The sequence below is a fragment of the Kribbella sp. NBC_00359 genome (assembly GCF_036097425.1).
Taxonomy (GTDB): Bacteria; Actinomycetota; Actinomycetes; order Propionibacteriales; family Kribbellaceae; genus Kribbella.
The window spans coordinates 7,156,778-7,176,828 of sequence record NZ_CP107975.1 but is presented as its reverse complement, the minus strand read 5'-3'; the positions used below and the strand labels follow the sequence as shown (position 1 = coordinate 7,176,828).

At 69.5% G+C, this 20,051-nt stretch carries 20 protein-coding genes; 7 read left to right on the top strand and 13 right to left on the bottom strand.

What is annotated here, in order from left to right; translation table 11 throughout:
- Positions 1–43: 43 nt before the first annotated feature.
- The 5 genes from OG876_RS34850 to OG876_RS34830 form a co-directional block, all read right to left on the bottom strand.
- The gene (locus tag OG876_RS34850) at positions 44–913 is read right to left on the bottom strand and encodes a helix-turn-helix domain-containing protein (RefSeq protein ID WP_328520949.1); all 870 of its coding nucleotides are present in this window, start codon (positions 911–913) and stop codon (positions 44–46) included.
- 141 nt (positions 914–1,054) lie between these two features.
- On the bottom strand, positions 1,055–1,969 hold the full coding sequence (locus tag OG876_RS34845) for an aminoglycoside phosphotransferase family protein (RefSeq protein WP_328520948.1): 915 nt from the start codon (positions 1,967–1,969) through the stop codon (positions 1,055–1,057).
- 127 nt (positions 1,970–2,096) lie between these two features.
- On the bottom strand, positions 2,097–2,771 hold the full coding sequence (locus OG876_RS34840; protein ID WP_328520947.1) for a class I SAM-dependent methyltransferase: 675 nt from the start codon (positions 2,769–2,771) through the stop codon (positions 2,097–2,099).
- Positions 2,764–4,320, bottom strand: coding sequence for an ATP-dependent DNA ligase (locus tag OG876_RS34835; RefSeq protein ID WP_328520946.1), 1,557 nt, complete (start codon positions 4,318–4,320; stop codon positions 2,764–2,766). Before OG876_RS34835 ends, OG876_RS34840 begins: the two co-directional genes overlap by 8 nt.
- Before the next feature lie 72 nt (positions 4,321–4,392).
- Positions 4,393–5,358, bottom strand: a complete 966-nt coding sequence (locus tag OG876_RS34830) for a Dyp-type peroxidase (RefSeq protein WP_328520945.1) — start codon at positions 5,356–5,358, stop codon at positions 4,393–4,395.
- A gap of 51 nt (positions 5,359–5,409) precedes the next feature.
- On the opposite strand from OG876_RS34830, the gene OG876_RS34825 reads away from it, so the two are divergent.
- Both OG876_RS34825 and OG876_RS34820 read left to right on the top strand, forming a co-directional pair.
- Complete coding sequence (locus OG876_RS34825; protein ID WP_328520944.1) at positions 5,410–6,630, top strand: CPBP family intramembrane glutamic endopeptidase; 1,221 nt, start codon at positions 5,410–5,412, stop codon at positions 6,628–6,630.
- Between the two features lie 43 nt (positions 6,631–6,673).
- Positions 6,674–7,390 (top strand): HAD family hydrolase, encoded by a 717-nt coding sequence (locus OG876_RS34820; protein ID WP_328520943.1) that lies wholly within the window; start codon positions 6,674–6,676, stop codon positions 7,388–7,390.
- A 66-nt stretch (positions 7,391–7,456) separates the two neighbouring features.
- Here OG876_RS34820 and OG876_RS34815 read toward each other — a convergent pair whose 3' ends face one another.
- The 5 genes from OG876_RS34815 to OG876_RS34795 form a co-directional block, all read right to left on the bottom strand.
- Positions 7,457–8,416, bottom strand: a complete 960-nt coding sequence (locus OG876_RS34815; RefSeq protein WP_328520942.1) for a sigma-70 family RNA polymerase sigma factor — start codon at positions 8,414–8,416, stop codon at positions 7,457–7,459.
- 325 nt (positions 8,417–8,741) lie between these two features.
- Positions 8,742–10,826 (bottom strand): S9 family peptidase, encoded by a 2,085-nt coding sequence (locus OG876_RS34810; RefSeq protein ID WP_328520941.1) that lies wholly within the window; start codon positions 10,824–10,826, stop codon positions 8,742–8,744.
- Between the two features lie 31 nt (positions 10,827–10,857).
- Entirely contained in the window at positions 10,858–11,571 is a 714-nt protein-coding gene (locus tag OG876_RS34805) for an alpha/beta hydrolase family protein (RefSeq protein ID WP_328520940.1), read from the bottom strand.
- 49 nt (positions 11,572–11,620) lie between these two features.
- Positions 11,621–12,424: an exodeoxyribonuclease III gene (locus OG876_RS34800; protein WP_328520939.1), complete on the bottom strand. Its 804-nt coding sequence runs from the start codon at positions 12,422–12,424 to the stop codon at positions 11,621–11,623.
- A gap of 22 nt (positions 12,425–12,446) precedes the next feature.
- Positions 12,447–13,037, bottom strand: a complete 591-nt coding sequence (locus tag OG876_RS34795) for a TetR/AcrR family transcriptional regulator (RefSeq protein ID WP_328520938.1) — start codon at positions 13,035–13,037, stop codon at positions 12,447–12,449.
- Positions 13,038–13,110: 73 nt separating this feature from the next.
- Between OG876_RS34795 and OG876_RS34790 the strand changes: the two genes are divergently transcribed.
- From OG876_RS34790 to OG876_RS34775, 4 genes are all read left to right on the top strand, one after another.
- On the top strand, positions 13,111–14,004 hold the full coding sequence (locus OG876_RS34790) for an SDR family oxidoreductase (RefSeq protein ID WP_328520937.1): 894 nt from the start codon (positions 13,111–13,113) through the stop codon (positions 14,002–14,004).
- Positions 14,001–15,137, top strand: a complete 1,137-nt coding sequence (locus tag OG876_RS34785) for a saccharopine dehydrogenase family protein (RefSeq protein ID WP_328520936.1) — start codon at positions 14,001–14,003, stop codon at positions 15,135–15,137. Before OG876_RS34790 ends, OG876_RS34785 begins: the two co-directional genes overlap by 4 nt.
- 112 nt (positions 15,138–15,249) lie before the next feature.
- On the top strand, positions 15,250–15,642 hold the full coding sequence (locus tag OG876_RS34780) for a YccF domain-containing protein (protein WP_328520935.1): 393 nt from the start codon (positions 15,250–15,252) through the stop codon (positions 15,640–15,642).
- Positions 15,639–16,370 carry an MBL fold metallo-hydrolase gene (locus OG876_RS34775; RefSeq protein WP_328520934.1) on the top strand — a complete coding sequence of 244 codons (732 nt, stop codon included), beginning with the start codon at positions 15,639–15,641 and terminating at the stop codon, positions 16,368–16,370. The genes OG876_RS34780 and OG876_RS34775 overlap by 4 nt, the downstream gene beginning before the upstream one ends.
- Positions 16,371–16,440: 70 nt before the next feature.
- Here OG876_RS34775 and OG876_RS34770 read toward each other — a convergent pair whose 3' ends face one another.
- Positions 16,441–16,953 carry a hemerythrin domain-containing protein gene (locus tag OG876_RS34770; RefSeq protein WP_328520933.1) on the bottom strand — a complete coding sequence of 171 codons (513 nt, stop codon included), beginning with the start codon at positions 16,951–16,953 and terminating at the stop codon, positions 16,441–16,443.
- A gap of 48 nt (positions 16,954–17,001) precedes the next feature.
- Between OG876_RS34770 and ddaH the strand changes: the two genes are divergently transcribed.
- Positions 17,002–17,763, top strand: a complete 762-nt coding sequence (gene ddaH / locus OG876_RS34765) for a dimethylargininase (protein ID WP_328520932.1) — start codon at positions 17,002–17,004, stop codon at positions 17,761–17,763.
- Here ddaH and OG876_RS34760 read toward each other — a convergent pair.
- On the bottom strand, positions 17,732–18,682 hold the full coding sequence (locus tag OG876_RS34760; RefSeq protein ID WP_328520931.1) for a tetratricopeptide repeat protein: 951 nt from the start codon (positions 18,680–18,682) through the stop codon (positions 17,732–17,734). The two genes, ddaH and OG876_RS34760, sit on opposite strands and share 32 nt — an antisense overlap.
- Positions 18,675–20,030 (bottom strand): DNA polymerase IV, encoded by a 1,356-nt coding sequence (locus OG876_RS34755; protein ID WP_328520930.1) that lies wholly within the window; start codon positions 20,028–20,030, stop codon positions 18,675–18,677. Before OG876_RS34755 ends, OG876_RS34760 begins: the two co-directional genes overlap by 8 nt.
- Positions 20,031–20,051: the final 21 nt, after the last annotated feature.

Genomic DNA, 20,051 nt, shown 5'->3' with positions numbered 1-20,051 from the left:
GGTGGATGTGCGCGTGCGCGCTTCCTGGGACGTGCGGTGAGGGTTAGGGGAGTTGGTTGCGGAGGGTGGTTAGGAGGGCGGCGGTTTGGTGGGGTGGGGGGCTGGTGGCGGCTAGCAGGTCCAGGGCTTGGGTGTAGGTCTCCACGTCGTCGCGCTTGTCGAGGTAGAGGGCGCTGGTGAGGTGCTCTAGGTAGACGATGTCGGGGAGGTCGTGCTGGGGGAAGCGAAGGAGGGTGAAGGCTCCTCCGGTGGCGGCGTGGCCAGCGCTGTCCAGCGGGATGATTTGCAGCGTGACGTTGGGGTGGGCGACGGCCTCGCTGAGCGCGTCGAGCTGGTTCCGGAGGACGTCGGGACCGCCGATCGGCCGGTGCAGTACGGACTCCTCGATCACGGCCCAGAGCTTGAGCGGCGGCTCGCGGTCCAGTGCGCGTTGCCGCCTGGTGCGGAGGGCGACGATGCGCTCCACCTCGTCGTCGGCTCGTGCGTTGCCCGGCGTCAACCGTGCCACCGCCCGCGCGTAGTCAGCGGTCTGCAGCAGCCCCGGCACGAACTGGATCTCGTACGTCCGGATCAGCTCAGCAGCCGCCTCCAGCCCGAGATAGGCGTCGAACCAGTCCGGCGTGACATCGCCGTACCGATGCCACCAGCCGCGATCGTTCGCCTCGCGCGCCAGCTGGAGCAGGCGATCCCGCTCGCGCGCATCGGTCACGCCGTACAGGCTGAGCAGGTCCTCGACGTCGCGCTCCTTGAAGCCGACCCGCCCGAGCTCCAGCCGGCTGATCTTCGACTCCGACCCCCGGATCGCCCAGCCGGCGTCCGTCCGGCTCACCCCGGCGCGCTCCCGCAGCCGCCGCAGATGACTGCCCAGCATCATCCGCAACGCCGTCGGCCCCACCACGCCTTGCCCCGCCATGCGCCCAGTCTACAGCATTATCGAACATATGTTCCCCTGCGTTCGAGGGCCGGATCACCCCTCTTGCGATGTCTCAGGACATGGGTGACTGTTCTGTATCAAGACATCGGTGACGGGTGGTCGATCGCCAGCTCAGAGACCTCATTGAGGAGCTGTGAGCACCTCGCCGATGGCGTGCCGCGCACCGTTCGCCAGCGCGGGGTTGGTGTCCTTGTGTAACGCCAACACGATCAGGGCCTGTGACAGCACGCGCCCGCGTCCGCGGAGCCACGTCGCGTCGTCCACGTCCAGCGCCGCACGGAACTCGTCGCGGACGCTCGCGGGCAGCAGATACCACACGGGGAACAGGTCGCACGCCGGATCGCCGACACCGCACGTCTCGAAGTCGAGCACCGCGGTCAGCCGGCCCTCCGCCGACACGAGCATGTTGCTCGGCGTCAGGTCAGAGTGCACCCACACCTCGCGCCCGTCGTACGGCGCTGCGAGCGACTCCTCCCACGACACCAGCGCTGCGCGAGTGTCGATCAGGCCATCCAGCTCGCCGATCGCCTTCCGCGTCGAGGAGTCCATCGAGACCATCGGAGCGCGCGTCCGGCGCTCGCCCGGATACGCCGGCGGCCGGTCTGGCAGGTCGATCCGCCGGAACGCGTCGACGAACGCCGCGAGGTCCGTCGCCAGCCGGCGTGGGTCGGCGAGCGCGTCGGGGGAGGGGTGCGTACCGCGGAGCCAGCGGTGGACGGACCACTCGCCCGGGAACGCGTCGGTGGGTGAGCCGATCGCCTCGACAGAGGGGATGGCCACAGGCAGGAACGGCGCGAGTGCGGCGAGTTTCGCCTGCTCCCGTTGCACTATGTCGTTGATCGAGGGCCGGAGCGGCAGCCGTACGGACAGGTCGGAACCGAGGCGGTAGATCGCGTTCACCAATCCACCGGAGTCGACCGGGTCCAGCGGCAACGCGGCCCACTGCGGGAACTGAGCGGCCACCAGCTCGCGGACGAGCGTCGTGTCGATGTCGGCCTGATCGGCGTAGACCTTGCGGGGACTCACGAGCCCCATCGGAACGGTCGGCCCGTCGGCTGTCAACCCGGTTTCGGATCGAGTCGGTCAACAGCAAGCGGCCAGGCCGGCGAATCCGCCCGCGACAGCTTCACCGGCGTGACCTCCAGCCTGCAGGTGAGGTGGGTTAGTCGCGGAGGTATTCGGCTCGCCAGCGGTTGATGGTGGGGTCTACCGGGCTGGGGGATTGGATGAGCTCGATCAGGTGGAGGTCGGGGGCGGTGAAGGAGTCGATCGCGGCGCGGGTGAGGGGCCAGGGCGGGCCTTCGACGGCGTCGTCGGGCTCGTCGTCGGCACGGGCGGCGGCGATGACGAGGAGGGTGCCGCCGGGGGCGACGAGTTCGGTGACCTGGGTGATGGCGGCCGGCTGGACCGGGATCGGGAGGGCTTGGACCGTGTAGATCTCGACGACCAGGTCGAAGGCGCGGTGCCAGTCGGCAGGTGGTGCAAGGAGGTCGGCGGTCATGTAGTGCGCCTTCGAGTCCGGGTGGTTCCGGTGAGCGGTCTCGATCGCGGTGGGGGAGATGTCGAAGGCGGTCGTGTCGTAGCCGCAGTCGACGATCCGCTCCGCGTCCCAGCCTGTCCCGGCCCCGACGACCAGAGCGGTCTTCCCGGCCCCGTCCGGGTGCGCTTCGTCGATCCACTCGATCAGCAGCGGATGTGCCGTACCGCGATCCCAAGGTACGACGGCGGCGCCTTCCGACGCGGCCGAGTAGAGCTGCTCGAACCAGCCGGTCGGGTCGTCGCGGTCCAGCGACTCCCGGGCGATCCGTCGCGACACGACATCGGGGTCCTCAGCCATCGGACGCACCTTCCTCCTCGACGCCGGGGCCCACATGGATCGCCCGGACGGTTTGCACCGTATCAACGTCGGAAGGTCGCTTGTCCTCGCGATATCGCAGCACGCGGGCGAACCGCAACGCCATCCCGGCCGGGTACCGCGGCGAGGTCTGCACGCCGTCGAAGGCGATCTCGACCACCACCTCCGGCCGCAGGTACACGACCCATTCGTCGCGCCGCACCGCCAACTCCTGGAACCGCTCGGTCTGCCACCGCAGCAACTCGTCCGTCAGCCCCTTGAACGTCTTCCCGAGCATCACGAACTCGCCGGTCTCCTCGTCCCGCGCTCCCAGGTGGAGGTTGGACAACCATCCGGTACGGCGCCCGTGCCCCCACTCCGCCGCGAGTACGAGCAGGTCGAGCGTGTGTGTCTGCTTGACCTTCACCCACCCGGATCCGCGCCGGCCAGCCTCGTACGGCACGGTCAACGACTTCACCATCACGCCCTCGTGGCCCCGCTGCACCGCATCCACGAAGAACGACTGCCCGGCATCCGCATCGGAGGTCACCAGCCGCGGAATCCGCCGCTCCTCGGGCACGAGCTTCGACAACCGCTCATGCCGAGCGGCTCCGTCGAGCCCGAGCAGATCCTCCCCGTCCTGGTGCAGGATGTCGAAGAAGTACGGCGTCAACGGCACCGACTCCGGTCCGGTCGCCGCACGGGTCGCCGTCCGCGACCCCGTCACCTGAAACGGCTCGGGTCGCCCGTCCGGCCGCAGCGCGATCAGCTCACCGTCGAGCACGACCTGCTGCGCATCGAGCTCGAGTACGGCGCTGACCACCTCAGGCACCCGGGTCGTGATGTCGTCGAGCGTCCGCGTGTAGACCACGACCTTGTCGCCGGCGCGGTGCGCCTGGATCCGGATGCCGTCCAGCTTCCACTCGAGGGCGGCCGGCGTACCCGTCTTGGACAACGCCTCGGCGACGCTGGTCGCGGACTGCGCGAGCATCGGCTGCACACCCCGCCCGACCTCCAGGCCGAACTGCGCCAGCCCCGCCTCACCCTCGGTCAGTACGGCGACTGCCACCGGAGCCGCCGCACCCCGCAGCATCGTGGCAGCCCGGATCTTGTCCAACGGGATCCCGGTGGCCCGCGCGACCGCATCGGCCATCACCCCGTCCAGTGCACCCTGCCGCAGCTCACCACCCACGAGTTGCCGCAGGAACCATTGCTCATCGGCGGTCGCCCGGCCGAACAGCGCGTCGACCGCCTCCCGCCGCCTGGCCTGCACCCCCGCGCCGCCCATCTCGGCCAGCTCCGCGAAGGCCCGGTCGACCTCCTCGACAGTCAACGACGGCTCTGCGGCGGGCTCCGGCGCGTCGGCCAGCGTCCGCCAGCCCACGCCGGTCCGACGCTGGCGGAGCTCACCGGACAGGTACGTCACCACGATCTCGGTGTCGCCCGGTTCGGTGGCCTTCGACAACAATCCGGCGATGAACTCGGCCTTCTTCAGGCGCGACCGCGTCCCGGCCAGCGCGGCCGACGTCTCCACCACCTCGGTGAGCAACATGACCCCAGTCTCGCCCATCCTGCCGACACTTTCCGGGAGACGACTTTCGTCACCGACCGGAGTGACGCGGGCTCAGGGAGCAGGCGGGAGGTCGTCGAGGAAGTCCGACGGTGGCGTGAAGAAGAGAGTGCCGGTGACCGCGGTCGAGAAGTCGAGCAGGCGGTCGTGGTTGCCCTCGGGCTCGCCGATGAACATCCGGCGCAGCATCAGCTCGGTCACCGCCGGCGTCTTGGCGTACCCGATGAAGTAGGTGCCGAACTCCTGGGTCCCGACGGTGCCGAACGGCATGTTGTCGCGCACGATCTGCAGCTCGTTGCCATCCTCGTCCTCGATCACGTTCAGCGCGATGTGGGCGTTGCTCGGCTTGACGTCGTCGGCCATCTCGATGTCCTCGAGCTTGCTCCGGCCGACCGCGCGTTCCTGCTGCTCGACGGTCAGCGCGTTCCACGCCTTCAGGTCGTGCAGGTACTTCTGCACGATCACATAGCTGCCGCCCGCGAAGCCGGGGTCCTCGTCACCGATCAGTACGGCGTCCTGGGCCTCGGAGCCGGTGGGGTTCTCGGTGCCGTCGACGAATCCGAGCAGGTCGCGCATCTCGAAGTACTTGAAGCCGTGCACCTCGTCGACGACCGTGGCGGCGCCGTCGAGGACGTTCATGATCTGGCTGGCGAGCTCGAAGCACTGGTCCTGGTGGGCGGCGCGGATGTGGAAGAGCAGGTCGCCCGGTGTGGAGACAGCGTGGTGCGTGCGGCCCTTCAGCTCGATGAACGGGTGCAGCTCGGCCGGCCGCGGGCCGCTGAACAAGCGGTCCCACACGTCCGACCCGATGCTGGTGACGCAGGACAGGCTGCCGGAGGGTACGCGGAAGCCGACGGAGCGGACCAGACCGCTCATTCGCTCGAGCAGGTCGCGGGCCGTCGCCTCGCCGCCCGGGTCGATCGTCACGACCAGGAAGATCGCCGAACCGGTCAACGGCATCAGGACCGACTGCGGCAGCGCCCGTGTCGACGCGGCCGGTCCAGCTGTCGGATCAGTCACCACCGTGCTCTCCGTCCACTCACGCTTGCCCTGATCTTCTACAGTCCAGTCATGGACCCGCAACAACCCGGGCCGCCCTCGCAACCGGGCCCATACTCCCAGCCGGGGCAGTACCCACCGCCGCCGCCCCACCCGCAAGGCGGCTACCCGCCCCCGGGTCCATACCCCGCGCCCGGGACTTACCCACCGCCAGGCACTTACCCACCGCCCGGCACTTACCCGCCGCCAGGTACTTACCCGCCGCCCGGTCCGTACCCGCAGCAATGGGGTGCGCCGCAGTACCCCGGGCAGTTCGCCTACCGCGAGCCCCGGATCGTCCCGGCCCCGGCGGGTACGCCGTTCCACCGCCTCGCCCGTACGGCGAAGAACGCGTGGTGGCGCCCGATCGTCGGCACCCTCTTCCTCGGCGTCGGCGTCCTGTTCATCACCGCGGGCGTCCTGGTCGGCTGGGAGATCGTCCACGGCCTGATCACCGGCGAGTTCTCCCAGCCGCAGGGCAACAACATCTTCCCGAGTGACACCGAGAACCTCGCCGTCACGCTGGTGATGCTCGGCGTGCTCACGCCGTTCGTGATGTTCACCGCCTGGCTGGTCCAGCGCCGCCCGTTCTGGAGCGTCGCGTCCGTCGTGAATCGGATCCGCTGGCGCTGGATGCTGTTGTGCTGTGTGCCCGCGCTGGGCTACCTCGCACTGTCGTACGGCCTGGGCCTGCTGGTCGACGTGATCTTCCCGGGTCAGGATTCGGCCACGGCCGGCGACGGCGGGTCCTGGGTCGGCTTCGGTGCGTTCGTCGTACCGGCGCTGGTGATCATCTGCCTGGTGCCGTTCCAGTCCGCGGCGGAAGAGTTCCTCTTCCGCGGGTGGTTGATCCAGGCGGTCGGCGCCTACGGGCCGGACCAGAAGGAAGGCCGCGGGCGGTGGGTCCGGGCGGTGTTCCGCTCGCCGTGGCCCGGGATCGTGGTCGGCGGCGCGGCGTTCGTGGCCGGGCACGGGTACACCGGCTGGGCGATGGTCGACATCTTCCTGTTCGCGCTCACCGTCGGCTGGCTGGCCGTCCGGACCGGCGGACTGGAGGCGGGTATCGCGCTGCACGTGCTGAACAATCTGCTCGCGTTCTTGTTGCCGGCGGCAACTGGTCAGCTGTCCGGCTGGGACGATCAGGGCGGCGCGCCCTGGACGCTGCTGCTCTCGGACATCCCCAGCCTGGCGTTCTACGCCGTGGCCGTGGTCTGGCTGTCGCGGCGCCGGGAGATCGCGCGGCTCAGCAGCTGAAAATCAGGCGAGGACTGTCGGCGGGGTCTGGCAGGGTATCCGCGTGACGAACGTGAAGATCGAGGCCGTCCTGTTCGACTGGGGCGGCACGCTGGCAACCTGGCACACGATTGACCTGCTGGCCGCCTGGCGCCCGGTGGCGGCGTTGCTCGACGAGGCCCGGGCCGACGAGCTGGCAGCCCGGCTCGTGACCGCGGAGAACGCCGTCTGGCGGCGCTCCCGAGACGAGCACCGGAGCAGCACCTTCGAGGAGGTGTGCCTGCTCGCAGACGCCGTGATGACACCGGCCGCCCTGGCGGAGTACGAGCGGCAGTGGGACCCGCACACCGAGCTGGAGCCGGACGCCATCGACACGCTCCGCGCGATCCGGGCCGAGGGTCTGAAGGTCGGCGTGCTGTCGAACACGATCTGGTCGCGCCGGCGGCACGAGGACATCTTCGCGCGGGACGGCGTACTCGAGCTGCTCGACGGCGCCGTCTACACCAGCGAGATCCCGTACACGAAGCCGCACCCGGAGGCGTTCCTGGCCGCGATGCGGGCGGTCGGGGTGTCGGAGCCGTCGCGATGCCTGTTCGTCGGGGACCGGCTCTTCGACGACGTGTGGGGCGCGCAGAACGTCGGCATGCGTGCGGTGCACATCCCGCACAGCGCGATCCCGGTGGAGCAGGTCGGCCACACCGAGGGCACGCCCGACGCCACGGTCCAGCGCCTGTCCGAGCTCCCGCCCCTGATCGACAGCTGGAACACGGCCGCCGCCTGACAGACGAGAAGAACCCCGAGCCGGGTGGTCGGCTCGGGGTTCTTCGAGGGGTTTCGGGGTGGGGTGTTACGCGGCCAGCGTCGGGTCTGCCAGCAGGCGGAGGCGGCCCAGGGCCTCGCGCTCGATCTGGCGGACGCGCTCGGCGGAGATGCCGTGCACCGCGCCGATGTCGGCGAGCTTGGCCTGACGGCCGTCGTGCAGGCCGTACCGGCGCCGGATCACGTCCGCCGACCGCGGGTCGAGCTGGTCGACCAGGCTGAACAGGCCCGAGCGGTCCGACGCGTCGGCAACCAGCTGGTCCGGGCCCGGCGCGGTCTCGGCCGCGATCAGGTCGCCCAGCGAGGTCTCACCCTCGTCGTCGATCGGGTTGTCCAGGCTGATGTGGTCCCGGCCGATGCGGATCAGTTCCGTGACCCGCTCCACGTCCAGGTCCAGCTCCGCCGCGATCTCGTCGAGCTCCGGCTCGCGCCCGAGCTTGCGCTCCAGCGTGCGCCGCGCCGAGCCGATCTGGTTCAGCTGCTCCACCACGTGCACCGGCAGCCGGACCACGCGGGCCTGCTGCGCGATACCGCGGGTGATCGCCTGCCGCACCCACCACGTCGCGTACGTCGAGAACTTGAATCCCTTGCGGTAGTCGAACTTCTCCACCGCCCGGATCAGCCCCGTGTTGCCCTCCTGGACCAGGTCCAGCAGCGGCATCTGGGAACGTCCGTAGCGGCGGGCGATCGACACCACCAGCCGGAGGTTCGCGGTCACGAACCGCTGCTGCGCGCGCTGGCCCTCTTCGGCCAGCCACTCCAGCTCGTCCTCCGTCGCATATTTGGGCGCTCCGCCCTTCTTGCGTCCAACCCGCCCCTCGGCCAGCAGTTGCTCCGCCAGGAGTCCTGCCTCGACCGTCTCAGCGAGCTCGACTTCTTCCTCTGCGGTGAGCAGGGGCGTACGCGCGATCTCTTCGAGGTAGAGACCAACGCTGTCCTTGCCGTCGATACCGTCGTCCGTGCTGCGGACACGAGCCATGCGAGCCACCGAAACTCCCTTCGTCGTTACATGGAGAGCAACGCTCGAGTGAGGTTCAAGATTCCAGGACCAGTGTGTAAACAGCCTGAACGTTCCCTGAGAGTTCCCGGCAGCGATCCGCGCCGGAAACCGGTGTCCAGGATCCTCCCGGAACCGTTGCCCGGACAGGTTTTCGCCGGGCATCCCGAATTCTCGTGACAACCAAGGGAATTCGGTTACCGCCTGTCCAGTGGCACACCGGCCACTGAACCTGAGAATCTCGTCAGAATCACACGCTCCAGTGCCCCCCGATGTGTTGCACAACACACGGGGGGCGGGAGAAATTCCGCTCGGGTCAGGCCAGGCCGAGCGTGTCGAGCTCCCAGGCGAGCGTGAAGGCCACCTCGTGCCAGGCGTCGTACCGGCCGCTGCGGCCGCCGTGGCCGGCTTCCATCTCGGTTTTCAGCAGCACGTCGACCTCGCCGGTCGCGGTCGCCCGGAGTTTCGCCACCCACTTCGCCGGCTCGACGAAGAACACCCGGGTGTCGTTCAGGCTGGTGATCGCCAGGATGCGCGGATACGCCTGCGCGGTGACGTTCTCGTACGGCGAGTAGGACTTCATGTACTCGTAGACGGCCTTGTCCTCGAGCGGATTGCCCCATTCCTCCCACTCGATCACGGTCAACGGCAGGGACGGGTCGAGGATCGTGGTCAGCGCGTCCACGAACGGCACCTCCGCGACGATCCCGCCGAACGCGTTCGGCGCCAGATTCGCCACCGCGCCCATCAGCAGGCCGCCGGCGCTGCCACCCTGCGCGACGATCCGCTCCGGCCGGGTCCAGCCGGCCGCGACCAGGTGCTCGGCGGCCGCGATGAAGTCGGTGAAGGTGTTGCGCTTGGTCAGCATCTTCCCTTCGTCGTACCAATGCCGGCCCAGCTCACCCCCGCCGCGGACATGCGCGATCGCGAACACCACACCGCGGTCCAGCAGCGACAGCCGCGGGATCGAGAACCAGGGATCCATCGAGCTCTCGTACGACCCGTAGCCGTAGAGCACGACGGGCGCGTTGCCGTCCTTCACGACGTCCTTGCGCGCGACCATCGAGATCGGCACCTTCGTCCCGTCCGGCGCGGTCGCCCACTCCCGGTACTGCGTGTAGTCGCCGAGGTCCACGCCACCGAGCACTGGCTGCTGCTTCAGCAGCCGCCGCTCGCCGGTCGCGACATCCACGTCGTACGTCGAACCCGGCGTGACCAGCGACGTGTAGCCGAACCGGTACCGGGTCTCGTGCCACTCGTCGTTGCGTCCGGGGGAGACGGTGTGGATCGGCTCGTCGAACTCGAGCACCTCCGGAGTGCCGAAGCCCCCGGGCGTGCGGCGCATGATCGCCAGCTCGGTGAGCGCGTCGCGACGGCGGTACAGGACGACGTGGTCGGCGAAGGCGTCCGTAGCGAGCAGGCGGCTGGACTTGTCACCCTGGATCAGCGTCGTCCAGTCGCTCGGGGAGTCGAGTCGAGCCGTGGCCAGCGAGAAGTTGGCGGCCTCCGCGTTGTGCGTGATCAGGAGCTGGTCGCCGGCGTGCTCGACGTCGTACTCGACGCCCTCGCGGCGCGGGGCGACCACGACCGGCTGACCGGCCGGGTCGTTGGCGTCGAGCAGCCAGACCTCGCTGGTGAGCTTGCTGCCGAGGGCGATCTGGATGGCCTGCTCGTTGCGGCTCAGGTCGACGCCGACCCAGAACCGCTCGTCCGGCTCCTCCATCACCAGGACCTCGTCGGTGCTGCCGAGGGCGTGCCGCCAGACCTGGTACGGCCGCCAGGCGTCGTCGACCTTGGTGTAGAAGATCGTCGAACTGTCCGCGGACCAGGCCGAGCCGTAGTGCACCTCGGGCAGCTCGTCCGGCAGCAGCTCGCCGGTGCTCAGGTCCTTGATCCGCAGGGTGAAGCGCTCGTCGCCCTTGAGGTCGACGGAGTACGCGAGTAGGCGGCCGTCGGGGGAGATGTCGACGGTGCCGAGCGAGAAGAACTCCGAGTCGCCGGCCACCTCGTTGCCGTCGAGCATCACCTCTTCGCCGGCGATGTCGCCGTCGGTGGCCGGCGGCTGGTCGCCGTCCACCTTGACCCGGCAGTGCAGGGCGTACTGCTTGCCCTCGATCGTGCGCGAGTAGTACCAGTAGTCGCCGCGCCGGTTCGGCACGCTCAGGTCGGTCTGCAGGGTGCGGTCCGAGATCTCCTTGTAGATTGCCTCACGCAACGATTCGAGATGCGCCGTGCGGGCCTCGGTGTAGGAGTTCTCGGCGCGCAGGTGGCCCAGCACCTCGTCGTCGGACTTGTCCCGCAACCACTCGTACTCGTCGACGAACACATCACCGTGATGGCGACGCTCAACCGGCTTCTGGGCGGCAACCGGGGGCTTCGGGGAAGAATTCAACTCGGACATGCCGCGAGACTACCCGCCGCCCGCGCCGCGGCTAAGCGCGCAATCGTGCCGTCACAGTGGACAGAGCGGTGGTCACCGCCCGGCGTGATTCGTCGGTGTGGTCCAGGACGTCGAAGCCGTGGTGACCTTCGGGAACCTCGACCACCTCCAGGTCGGCTCCCGCCGCCCGCGCCGCCGCGATGAACGGCGGTTGCGTGGGAGCGACATCGGCAAGCTCCCGACCCACCACGGTCATCACGATCGGCAACCCACCGGCGCCGGCGACGGCCTCGATCGGATGCATGCCGCGGATCGTGACGAGGTCTGAGTCACCCAGCACCGGATAAGTCAGCGCCACACACCGCAGCCACTCGGGCGGGTGCTGCAGGTACGTCGCAGCCAGTGGCGCGCCGCCGGAGAAGAACCACAGTCCGACCCGGTTGCCGTTCACCCGCGGATGGGCTCGGACGGCCGAGATCGCCGCGCTCAGGGCCGCGATGGACCGGTCGTCGTCGGGCCGTCCATCGGGACTGTGGTCGACGACCGTCGCCACGCAGCCAAGGTCGGCCAGCTGACTCGCGTATCCCTGGTAGATCGGCCACGCACTCGGCACTGGCCGGCCCTCCGCGGTGTACGGCACACCGTGGACCAGGATCACCGCCGGAGCCTGCTCGGCTGCCACAGGGAGGTACAGCTCGAATCCCTCGTGCGGCGTGCGCTGCACGTCCGGTGTGGGCAGGACGAAGGCAGGCTGGGAGTCGGGCATGTCGTCCACGGTATTCGCGCCCGGTGTCAGACCTGGCCGAACGTCGGACCTACACGTCGTACGTCGCGACGACTGGGGCATGGTCGCTCCAGCGGGCGGCGTAGGTCGGGGCGCGGTGGACGACGCAGGTCGTGGCTGCGGTGGCGAGGGCGGGGGAGACGATCTGGTAGTCGATGCGCCAGCCGGCGTCGTTGTCGAAGGCTTTGCCGCGCCAGGACCACCAGGAGTACGGGCCGGGGCCTTCGCCGCCGAAGCGGCGGCCGAGGTCGACCCAGCCGGCGTCGAACAAGCGGTCCATCCAGGCCCGCTCCTCGGGCAGGAAGCCGCTCTTCTTCCGGTTCGCCTTCCAGGCCTTCAGGTCGACCTCGCGGTGGGCGATGTTCAGGTCGCCGCAGATCAGCACCTGCCGCCCGTCGGTACGCAGTTCGGTCAGCCGGGCGGTGATCGCGTCCAGGAACGCGTACTTCTCCTCCTGCCGCGGCGGCGTCTCGAACTCGCCTGTGAACACGTACGTACTCACCGCGGTCAGCGTCGTACCGTCATCGAGGACCACGTCGGCCTCGACCCACCGCCCGCACCCGTCGAACCGCGCCGGCCCGATCTCGCCCCGCTCGTCCTTGATCGGCCGCCGGCTCGCCACCGCGACGCCCGCGCGTCCCTTGTGCCCGTCGATCGACGGCTCGGCATGCGCGATGTTCCAGTCCCCGCCGAGCAGCTCCCGCAGTACGTCGTCCGTCGCCCGGACTTCCTGCATCAGCAACAGGTCGGGATCCGTCTGCTCCAGCCACGCCCCCATGCCGCGCCGGAACGCGGCCCTGATCCCATTCACGTTCACCGTGGCAACCGTCAGCACCCGAGAACCTTAGCGGTCGCGCTCAGCCGGCCGTCGTGGTGAGGATCGCGTCGAGGGAGTGCTCGCAGAGGTGCTCGAGGGCCTCGGCGGAGATCGTCGGGTGGTCGATCCAGGTGAGCAGGGTCTGCTCGACGTACCCCTGCCAGCCGTGACAGGCGAGCTCGACGGTCGGGGTGATCTCGATCCCGCGCTCGGCGACGGCGCTGATCACCCATCGGCCGAAGACCTGCCGGATCTCGGAGTGCAACGCCCGTACGTCGGGATCGCCGGCGGCTGACATCAGGAGAGTCGCGCGGTAGAGCTGCGGTGCCTCGAGAACGGCGCGGACGAACGCACGGATGCCGGAGCGCAGCCGCTCGTCCGGGGGCAAGGACGGATCCGGCGCGGTGCGGAGCATGACCTCCGCGGCCGCCTCTTCGATCACGGCGTACTGGAATTTCTTCTTCGAGCCGAAGTAGTGGAACAGCAGGGCGGGGGAGACCCTGGCCTCGGCGGCGACGAGCTCGACGGTCAGCTCCCGGTGCGGATCCGCGAGCAGCACGCGCCGGGCAGCCGCCAGTATCTGCGCCCGCCGTTCGTCGGGCCGCAGCCGGGCGGACGAGGTCTGGGTCATAGGGACAGTCTATTGAGTAATCGGTCAACAAGCACTTACTGTTGAGTATCCACTCAACAAGCTGGAGGTTCAGATGCGCCCGTTGACCGGTCAAGTCGTCCTCGTCACCGGCGCCTCCCGGGGGATCGGGGCCGCGGTCGCGCGGAAGCTGGCCCGCGAGGGCGCGACGCTTGCCCTGGTCGGCCTGGAGCCGGACGAGCTGAAGAAGGTCGCGGAGGACTGTGGCCCGGACGCCGGCTGGTGGGAGGCCGATGTCACCGACACCGAGTCCCTTCGTACCGCGGTGGAGGCCGTGGCCGGGCGCTACGGCCGGATCGACGTCGTGATGGCGAACGCCGGGATCGCCGCGCCCGGCTTCAGCCGGAGCATGGACCCGACGATGTGGGAGCGCGTCCTCGACGTCGACCTGTACGGCGTCTGGCGGACCGTCCATCTGACCCTGCCGTACCTCCTGGAGAGCAAGGGCTACCTCCTGCTGGTCTCGTCCCTCGCGGCGATCGTGCACATGCCCGGGCTCGCGTCGTACAACGTGGCGAAGGCCGGCGTGGAGGCGATGGGGGACACTCTGCGGCCGGAGCTGAGACATCTCGGGGTCCGGGTCGGCGTCGCGCACATGACGTTCGTCGACACCGACATGGTGCGCGGAGTGGACGACCACCCGGTGTTCGGCAAGGTGCGGACCGGCATCCCGCTGGCGAGCAAGGTGTACCCGCTGGACTTCGCCGTGGACAAGTTCGTCGACGGCATCCGGAAACGCTCGCGGACCGTGCACGTGCCTGGTTGGATCGGGGCCATGAAGGTGTTCCGCTGGCTGCTTCCACACGTGATCGAGCTGGGCTCGCGCTTCAGCGTGCCCAAGGCCGACCGGGCCGCGCTTGCCGACATCCAGGCCCGCGGCGCTGCCGAGTCGTCCCGTGCCACGGGCGCCGGCGGTAGGGCCGACGAGGAGAAGGCCGCGAACAAGTGAGCCGCGCGTACGACGTCGTGCTGCTCGGGGCGAGCGGCTTCACCGGAGGCCTCACCGCGGAGTACCTCGCGAGGAACGCACCGGCCGACCTCAAGTGGGCCGTTGCCGGACGCAACCAGAAGAAGCTGGAGGTCTTCGGCAAGGACGTCCTGCACGCGGACGTCACCGACCCGGACTCCCTCGAGGCCCTGGCCGAGTCGACCAAGGTCGTCGCCACCACGGTCGGTCCCTACATCCAGTACGGCGAACCAGTGGTGGCGGCCTGCGTGGAGGCCGGGACGGACTATCTCGACCTGACCGGTGAGCCCGAGTTCGTCGACCGCATGTACGTCCGCTACCACGAGCGCGCCGTCCAGACCGGCGCCCGGATCGTCCACGCGTGCGGCTTCGACTCGATCCCGTACGACCTGGGCGTCCAGTACACCGTCGAGCAACTGCCCGAGCGTGTCCCGATCAAGGTCGACGGACTGCTCCGGGCCGGCGGCCGGCCGTCCGGCGGCACGTTCCACACCGCGATCACCGCGTTCTCCCGGCCGAAGCAGAACCTCGACGCCCACCGCGCGCGTCGCCGGGCCGAAGCTCGTCCGGACGGTCGCAAGGCCGGCGCGGTCACCGGCCGGATCCACCGTCAGCAGGGGTTCTGGGCCGTCCCGCTGCCGACCATCGATCCGCAGATCGTCGGCTACTCGGCGCGGCTGCTGGACAGTTACGGCCCCGACTTCCGCTACTCGCACTACGCGGCGATGAAGCGGCTCCCGATGGTTGCCGGAGGCATCGGTACCGTCGGCTTCCTGGTGGCGGTCGCGCAGGTGCCGCCGCTGCGCAACGCGTTGCTGAACCGGCTGAAGCCCGGCGACGGCCCGAGCTCGGAGCGCCGCGCGAAGTCCTGGTTCAACGTCCGTTTTGTCGGCCGCGGTGGCGGCAAGCAGGTGATCACCGAGGTCGCCGGCGGCGATCCCGGGTACGAGGAGACCGCGAAGATGCTCGGTGAGAGCGCCCTCTGCCTGGCCCTGGACGACCTGCCGCCGACGGCCGGCCAGACCACGACAGCGGCGGCCATGGGCCCGGCCCTGCGCAACCGTCTCGTCGCAGCGGGAATGACCTTTGCCACCCTCAGCACGGACGATTACTGACCGGGATCGCCGTTCACGAGACCGTGAAGATGGTCAGGGCTGCCCCGGAGCGATCCCGGACTTGTGCCCGATTGGTACGGGAACACACCCGCCAGGTGGCAGGCTGGGGGATATGAGGACGCTTCTCAATCTGATCTGGCTGGTGCTGGCCGGATTCTGGCTGGCGGTCGGTTACGCGATCGCCGGCATCATCTGCTGCGTGCTGATCATCACGATCCCGTTCGGCATCGCGGCGTTCCGGATCGCCGGGTACACGCTGTGGCCGTTCGGCCGGACGATGGTCGACAAGCCGGGCGCCGGCGCGGGCGCGCTGCTCGGCAACGTGATCTGGATCGTCTTCGCCGGCTGGTGGCTGGCGCTCGGACACCTCACCACCGGCATCGCGCTGTGCCTGACGATCATCGGCATCCCGCTCGGTGTGGCGAACTTCAAGCTGATCCCGATCTCGCTGGTCCCGCTCGGCAAGGAGATCGTGCCGACCGACCAGCCGTTCGCCGTCCGGTGAGGTCGCTCACCGTCCTCGGCTCGTGCGGCGCGTGGCCCGAGGCCGGCCGTGCCTGCGCCGGCTTCCTGCTCGAGTACGACGGCTTCCGCGTGGTCCTCGACCTCGGGTACGCCGCCCTCCCGCGACTCCTCGAGCACCGTCCGAAGGGCGAGGTCGACGCGGTCGTGGTCACGCATCAGCATCCCGACCACTGCGTCGACGTGAGCGCGCTCGCCCGGGTCAGGTACTACGAGGCACCCGACGCACCGCCGATCCCGCTGCACTGCACTCCGGGCGTCCTCGACGTACTGCGAGCCCTCGAGCCCATTCCGGATCCGGCCAGCGTCTTCGAGTTTCACGACCTCGCGTCCTCCGAGCAACTCGGGCCGTTCACCGTCGAGACCATCGAGTTGCCGCACTACAAGACCAACTTCGGCGTCCGGTTGTCCGCGCCGGGCGTGTCGGTCGCCTACACCGGCGACAGCGGTCCGTCCCCTGACCTCCGGAAGCTGGCCGAAGGAACGGACCTGTTCATCTCCGACGCGACCCTGCAAGGTCCGTCGCCGGACACGACGCCGCGCTATCTGATGACGGCTGCCGAGGCCGGTCGTGGTGCGCGCGGCGCGCGCCGGCTGCTGTTGACGCATTTCTGGCCGGGCTCGGACCGGTCGGTCTCGGTGGCCGAGGCGCAGCAGGAGTTCGACGGCGAGGTCATCGCGGCGGACGAGGGCCTGACCATCACGTTGTGAGAGCAGGACGCCGGAGACCAGGTAGTGCAGCCCGGCCACACCGGAACCCTCACTGTGGCCGGGCTGCCGCTCACTTCGCCCGGGCGACGATCTTGCGCACGTTGGCGATGTCGCCGCAGCCGGAGTCGATCAGTCGCGCCCGCTCCTCGGCGAACGCGTCGCCCAGGTTGCGCCGTACCTCCTCGGAGACATCCGTCCGCGCCGGGTTGAGGACGTCGCGCTCCTCCTCGTCGAGGTGGTGGGTCAGCGCCTCGGACAACTCGTGGAGCTGCTTGCTGAACTCCTCGCTGTCCGTGTCGTCGATCTCCATCAGGTCGAGCAGCGCCTCGTTGCCCTCGTCGTGCTCGTGCTCGGAGTGCTCGACCTCCTCCGCGTCGATCGCATCCTTCTTCCGCAGCGCCGGGTAGACCTTCGCCTCCTCGGCCTCCGCATGCGCGATCAGCACGGTCGCCAGATCGGCGAGCACAGCCTCCCGGTCGCTCTGGACGTCGCGCAGTTCGCGCAGCGCCTCTTCGAACCACCGGTGGTCCGCCAGGATGATCTCGACCACGTCGCCACCCGTCGCGGGCAGGATCTTCGGCATCCGTTCCTCCCTTCGTCGAGCCCTCCGGTACCCGGTTACCCTGCAGCCATGCCGACTGCCCTGGTCCGACGCCCCAGCCCGCGGCTCGCCGACGGACTCGTCACGCACATCGAACGGACCCCGGTCGACGCCGAGCTCGCCGTACGGCAATGGCAGGGGTACGTCGACGCGCTCGAGGCGACCGGGTGGACGACGGTCGAGGTGCCGGCGATCGACGAATGCCCCGACGGTGTGTTCATCGAGGACACCATGGTCGTGTACGGCGACCTCGCGGTGATCGCGCGATCCGGAGCCGACGAGCGCCGGCCGGAGGCGACCACGGCGAAGCAGACGGTCGCAGGTCAGGGCTACCGCATCACGCACATCACCGGTCCGGGGACGCTCGACGGCGGCGACATCCTGAAGATCGGCCCGACTGTGTACGCCGGACTCGGCGGGCGGACCAACGACGAAGGCATCCGGCAGTTGCGGGACGCGCTCGCGCCGCTCGGGGCCGACGTACGCGCGGTGCCGGTGCGCAAGGTGCTGCACCTGAAGTCGGCGGTGACCGCGCTGCCCGACGGGACCGTGATCGGCTACGAGCCGCTCGTCGACGACCAGGCGGCGTTCGACAGCTTCCGTCCGGTCCCCGAGGAAGCGGGGTCGCACGTCGTGCTGCTGGGGGAGGACCGGCTGTTGATGGCGGCCTCCGCGCCGAAGTCCGCCGAACTGTTCGAGGAGCTCGGCTATACGCCAGTGGTCGTGGACATCAGCGAGTTCGAGAAGCTCGAGGGCTGTGTCACGTGCTTGTCGGTGCGCCTTCGGCGTTGAGCAACGGCAGTGCCGCCTCCGCCGCCTGCAGGTCCCGCTTCTTGCCGCGCGCCTTGGCGACGTCGCACGCCTCCATCAGTGCTGTGCGATAAACCGAGGTATCCGGATGGTTCGGGCCGAGTGCGGCAGCGGCGCCACCGACCGCGTGCGCCAGCATCTCGATCGACGCCGCGATCTCCCCACCGGAGAGGAGTGCTCGCCCGAGGGCGGCGCGGTCGCGGAGCAGTTGCGGGTCGTGCTGATCCAGGTCCAGCGTGTCGACGGCAACGATGTCCTGCAGGAGTTCCGCCTCGGAGTGCGGTCCGCCGATCATCAGGCGGGCTCCGGTGACGGCCTCGGTCGCTGTCCGGGTCAGATCGTGGTTTGGCCCGAACACATCCACCAGTTGCGGTGTCACGAGCTCGAACCACGCGATCGCCCGTCCGTAGTTCCCGGTCGCCAGCAGTCCCTGCGCCACTCGCAGCCGGACCCGTAGTGTCGCTGGGTCGTCCGCCGCGAGCACCTTCTCCCGCTCGACCAATGCGGATTGATAGAAGGGCAACGCCTGCCCGGGCTCGCGCTCGTGCCAATACGCCTCGGCCTGCTGGTACGCCGGATCGCCGTCGAGCTCCGGGTGATCCGCGAGCGCCGACACCGGCTCACGCCGTACGACGGTCCGGACCGGCCGGTCGATCACCTTCCGGCCGATGTAGCTACGGCCGCCGGTCGGGATGATCCGGTACCGGGCGACCTTCGACACCGGGACCCACAGGATCGTGCTGTAGAGCGTGCGTACCGAGGACCCGCAGCTCTCGCAGACGTCCCGGTGCCCGTAGAACCGGCTGCCCATCGGGCCGGCCGTCACGGCCGCGCGCCAGGCGATCGACGACGACGCGCACGCGCCACAGAACGGGTAAACCCCCCGCCGTTCCTCATTCACTCGACCTATTCTGGTCGCTTTCGGGTTCGTCGTCTTCCTCTTGCAACCCGATGGTGACCTTTGACAGGGCCGGGTCGTCGGTGGCGAACGTCCGCACCGGCCCCGGCGGGGTGTCCGCGGTCTCGAAGCGGACCGTGACGCGGCCGCGTCCGGAGCCCCACACCCAGCCGTGGCCGTAGTCGGGATGGGCGACGTCCTGGCCCGGGTAGAACCCGATCTGGTCGCGCGAGCGCTCCGGTAACTCGACCACCTCGACCGGGGCCTCGGCGTACTCGCTCTCGGTGAAGAGGTCGTCCTGGATCCAGTCGGCGAGGGACGACACACCGACACCGAGCAGCCGGATGCCGCCGCCGATCTCGCTGTCGTCGAGCAGCCGGCGGGCGACCCGGGCGATCACGCGGGCGTCGTCGGTCGGGCCGGCCAGCGTGGACGAGCGGGTATGGGTGGTGAAGTCGTGCATGCGGGTCTTCACCGTGACGGTCCGGCCGGAGAGCTGCGCCTTCTGCAGGCGCTCGGAGACGCGGTGGGCCATCCGGTCGCCGATCGCGGCCAGCAGCGAGCGGTCGATGATGTCGGTCTCGAAGGTGTCCTCGACACTGACCGACTTGGTCTCCCGGTCGCTCACCACCGGGCGGTCGTCGGCCGCGGTCGCGAGCCGGTACAGGCTCGAGCCGTGCGCGGAGCCGACCTGGCGGATCAGCTCCTCCTCGTCGAGCTGCTGCAGGTCGGCGACCGTGCGGACGCCGGCCATGCTCAGCCGCTGGGCGGTGGCCGGACCGACACCGGGAATCACGGTGACCTGCATCGGCGCGAGGAACTCGGCCTCTGTCCCGGCCGGCACGACGACCACACCGTCCGGCTTGTCGAGATCGCTGGCGATCTTCGCGATCAGCTTCGACGTGCCCGCGCCGACCGACGCGGTCAGGCCGCCGCTGACCTTCCGGATCGCCGCCTTGAGATCGTTCGCGATCGCCTGCACGTCGTCGACCGTGAGCCCGGTCAGCCCGGAAGCGGCCAGGTCGATGAACGCCTCGTCCAGCGACAGCGGCTCGACCAGCGGCGACAGCGCGCGCATCTCCGCCATCACCGCTCGGCTGGACTGCCGGTACACCTCGAACCGCGGCCCGAGGTACGCCGCGTGCGGGCACCGGGACCGCGCCTCCGCGGTCGACATCGCGGACCGGACGCCGTATTTGCGGGCCTCGTACGACGCGGTCGATACGACACCGCGGACGCCGACGCCGCCGACCACGACGGGCTTGCCCCGCAGCGACGGCTTGTCCCGCTGCTCGACGGCCGCGAAGAACGCGTCCAGATCGACATGCAGCACCGACGGATCCCCACGCACGACCCCAGTGTCCCTGCCATG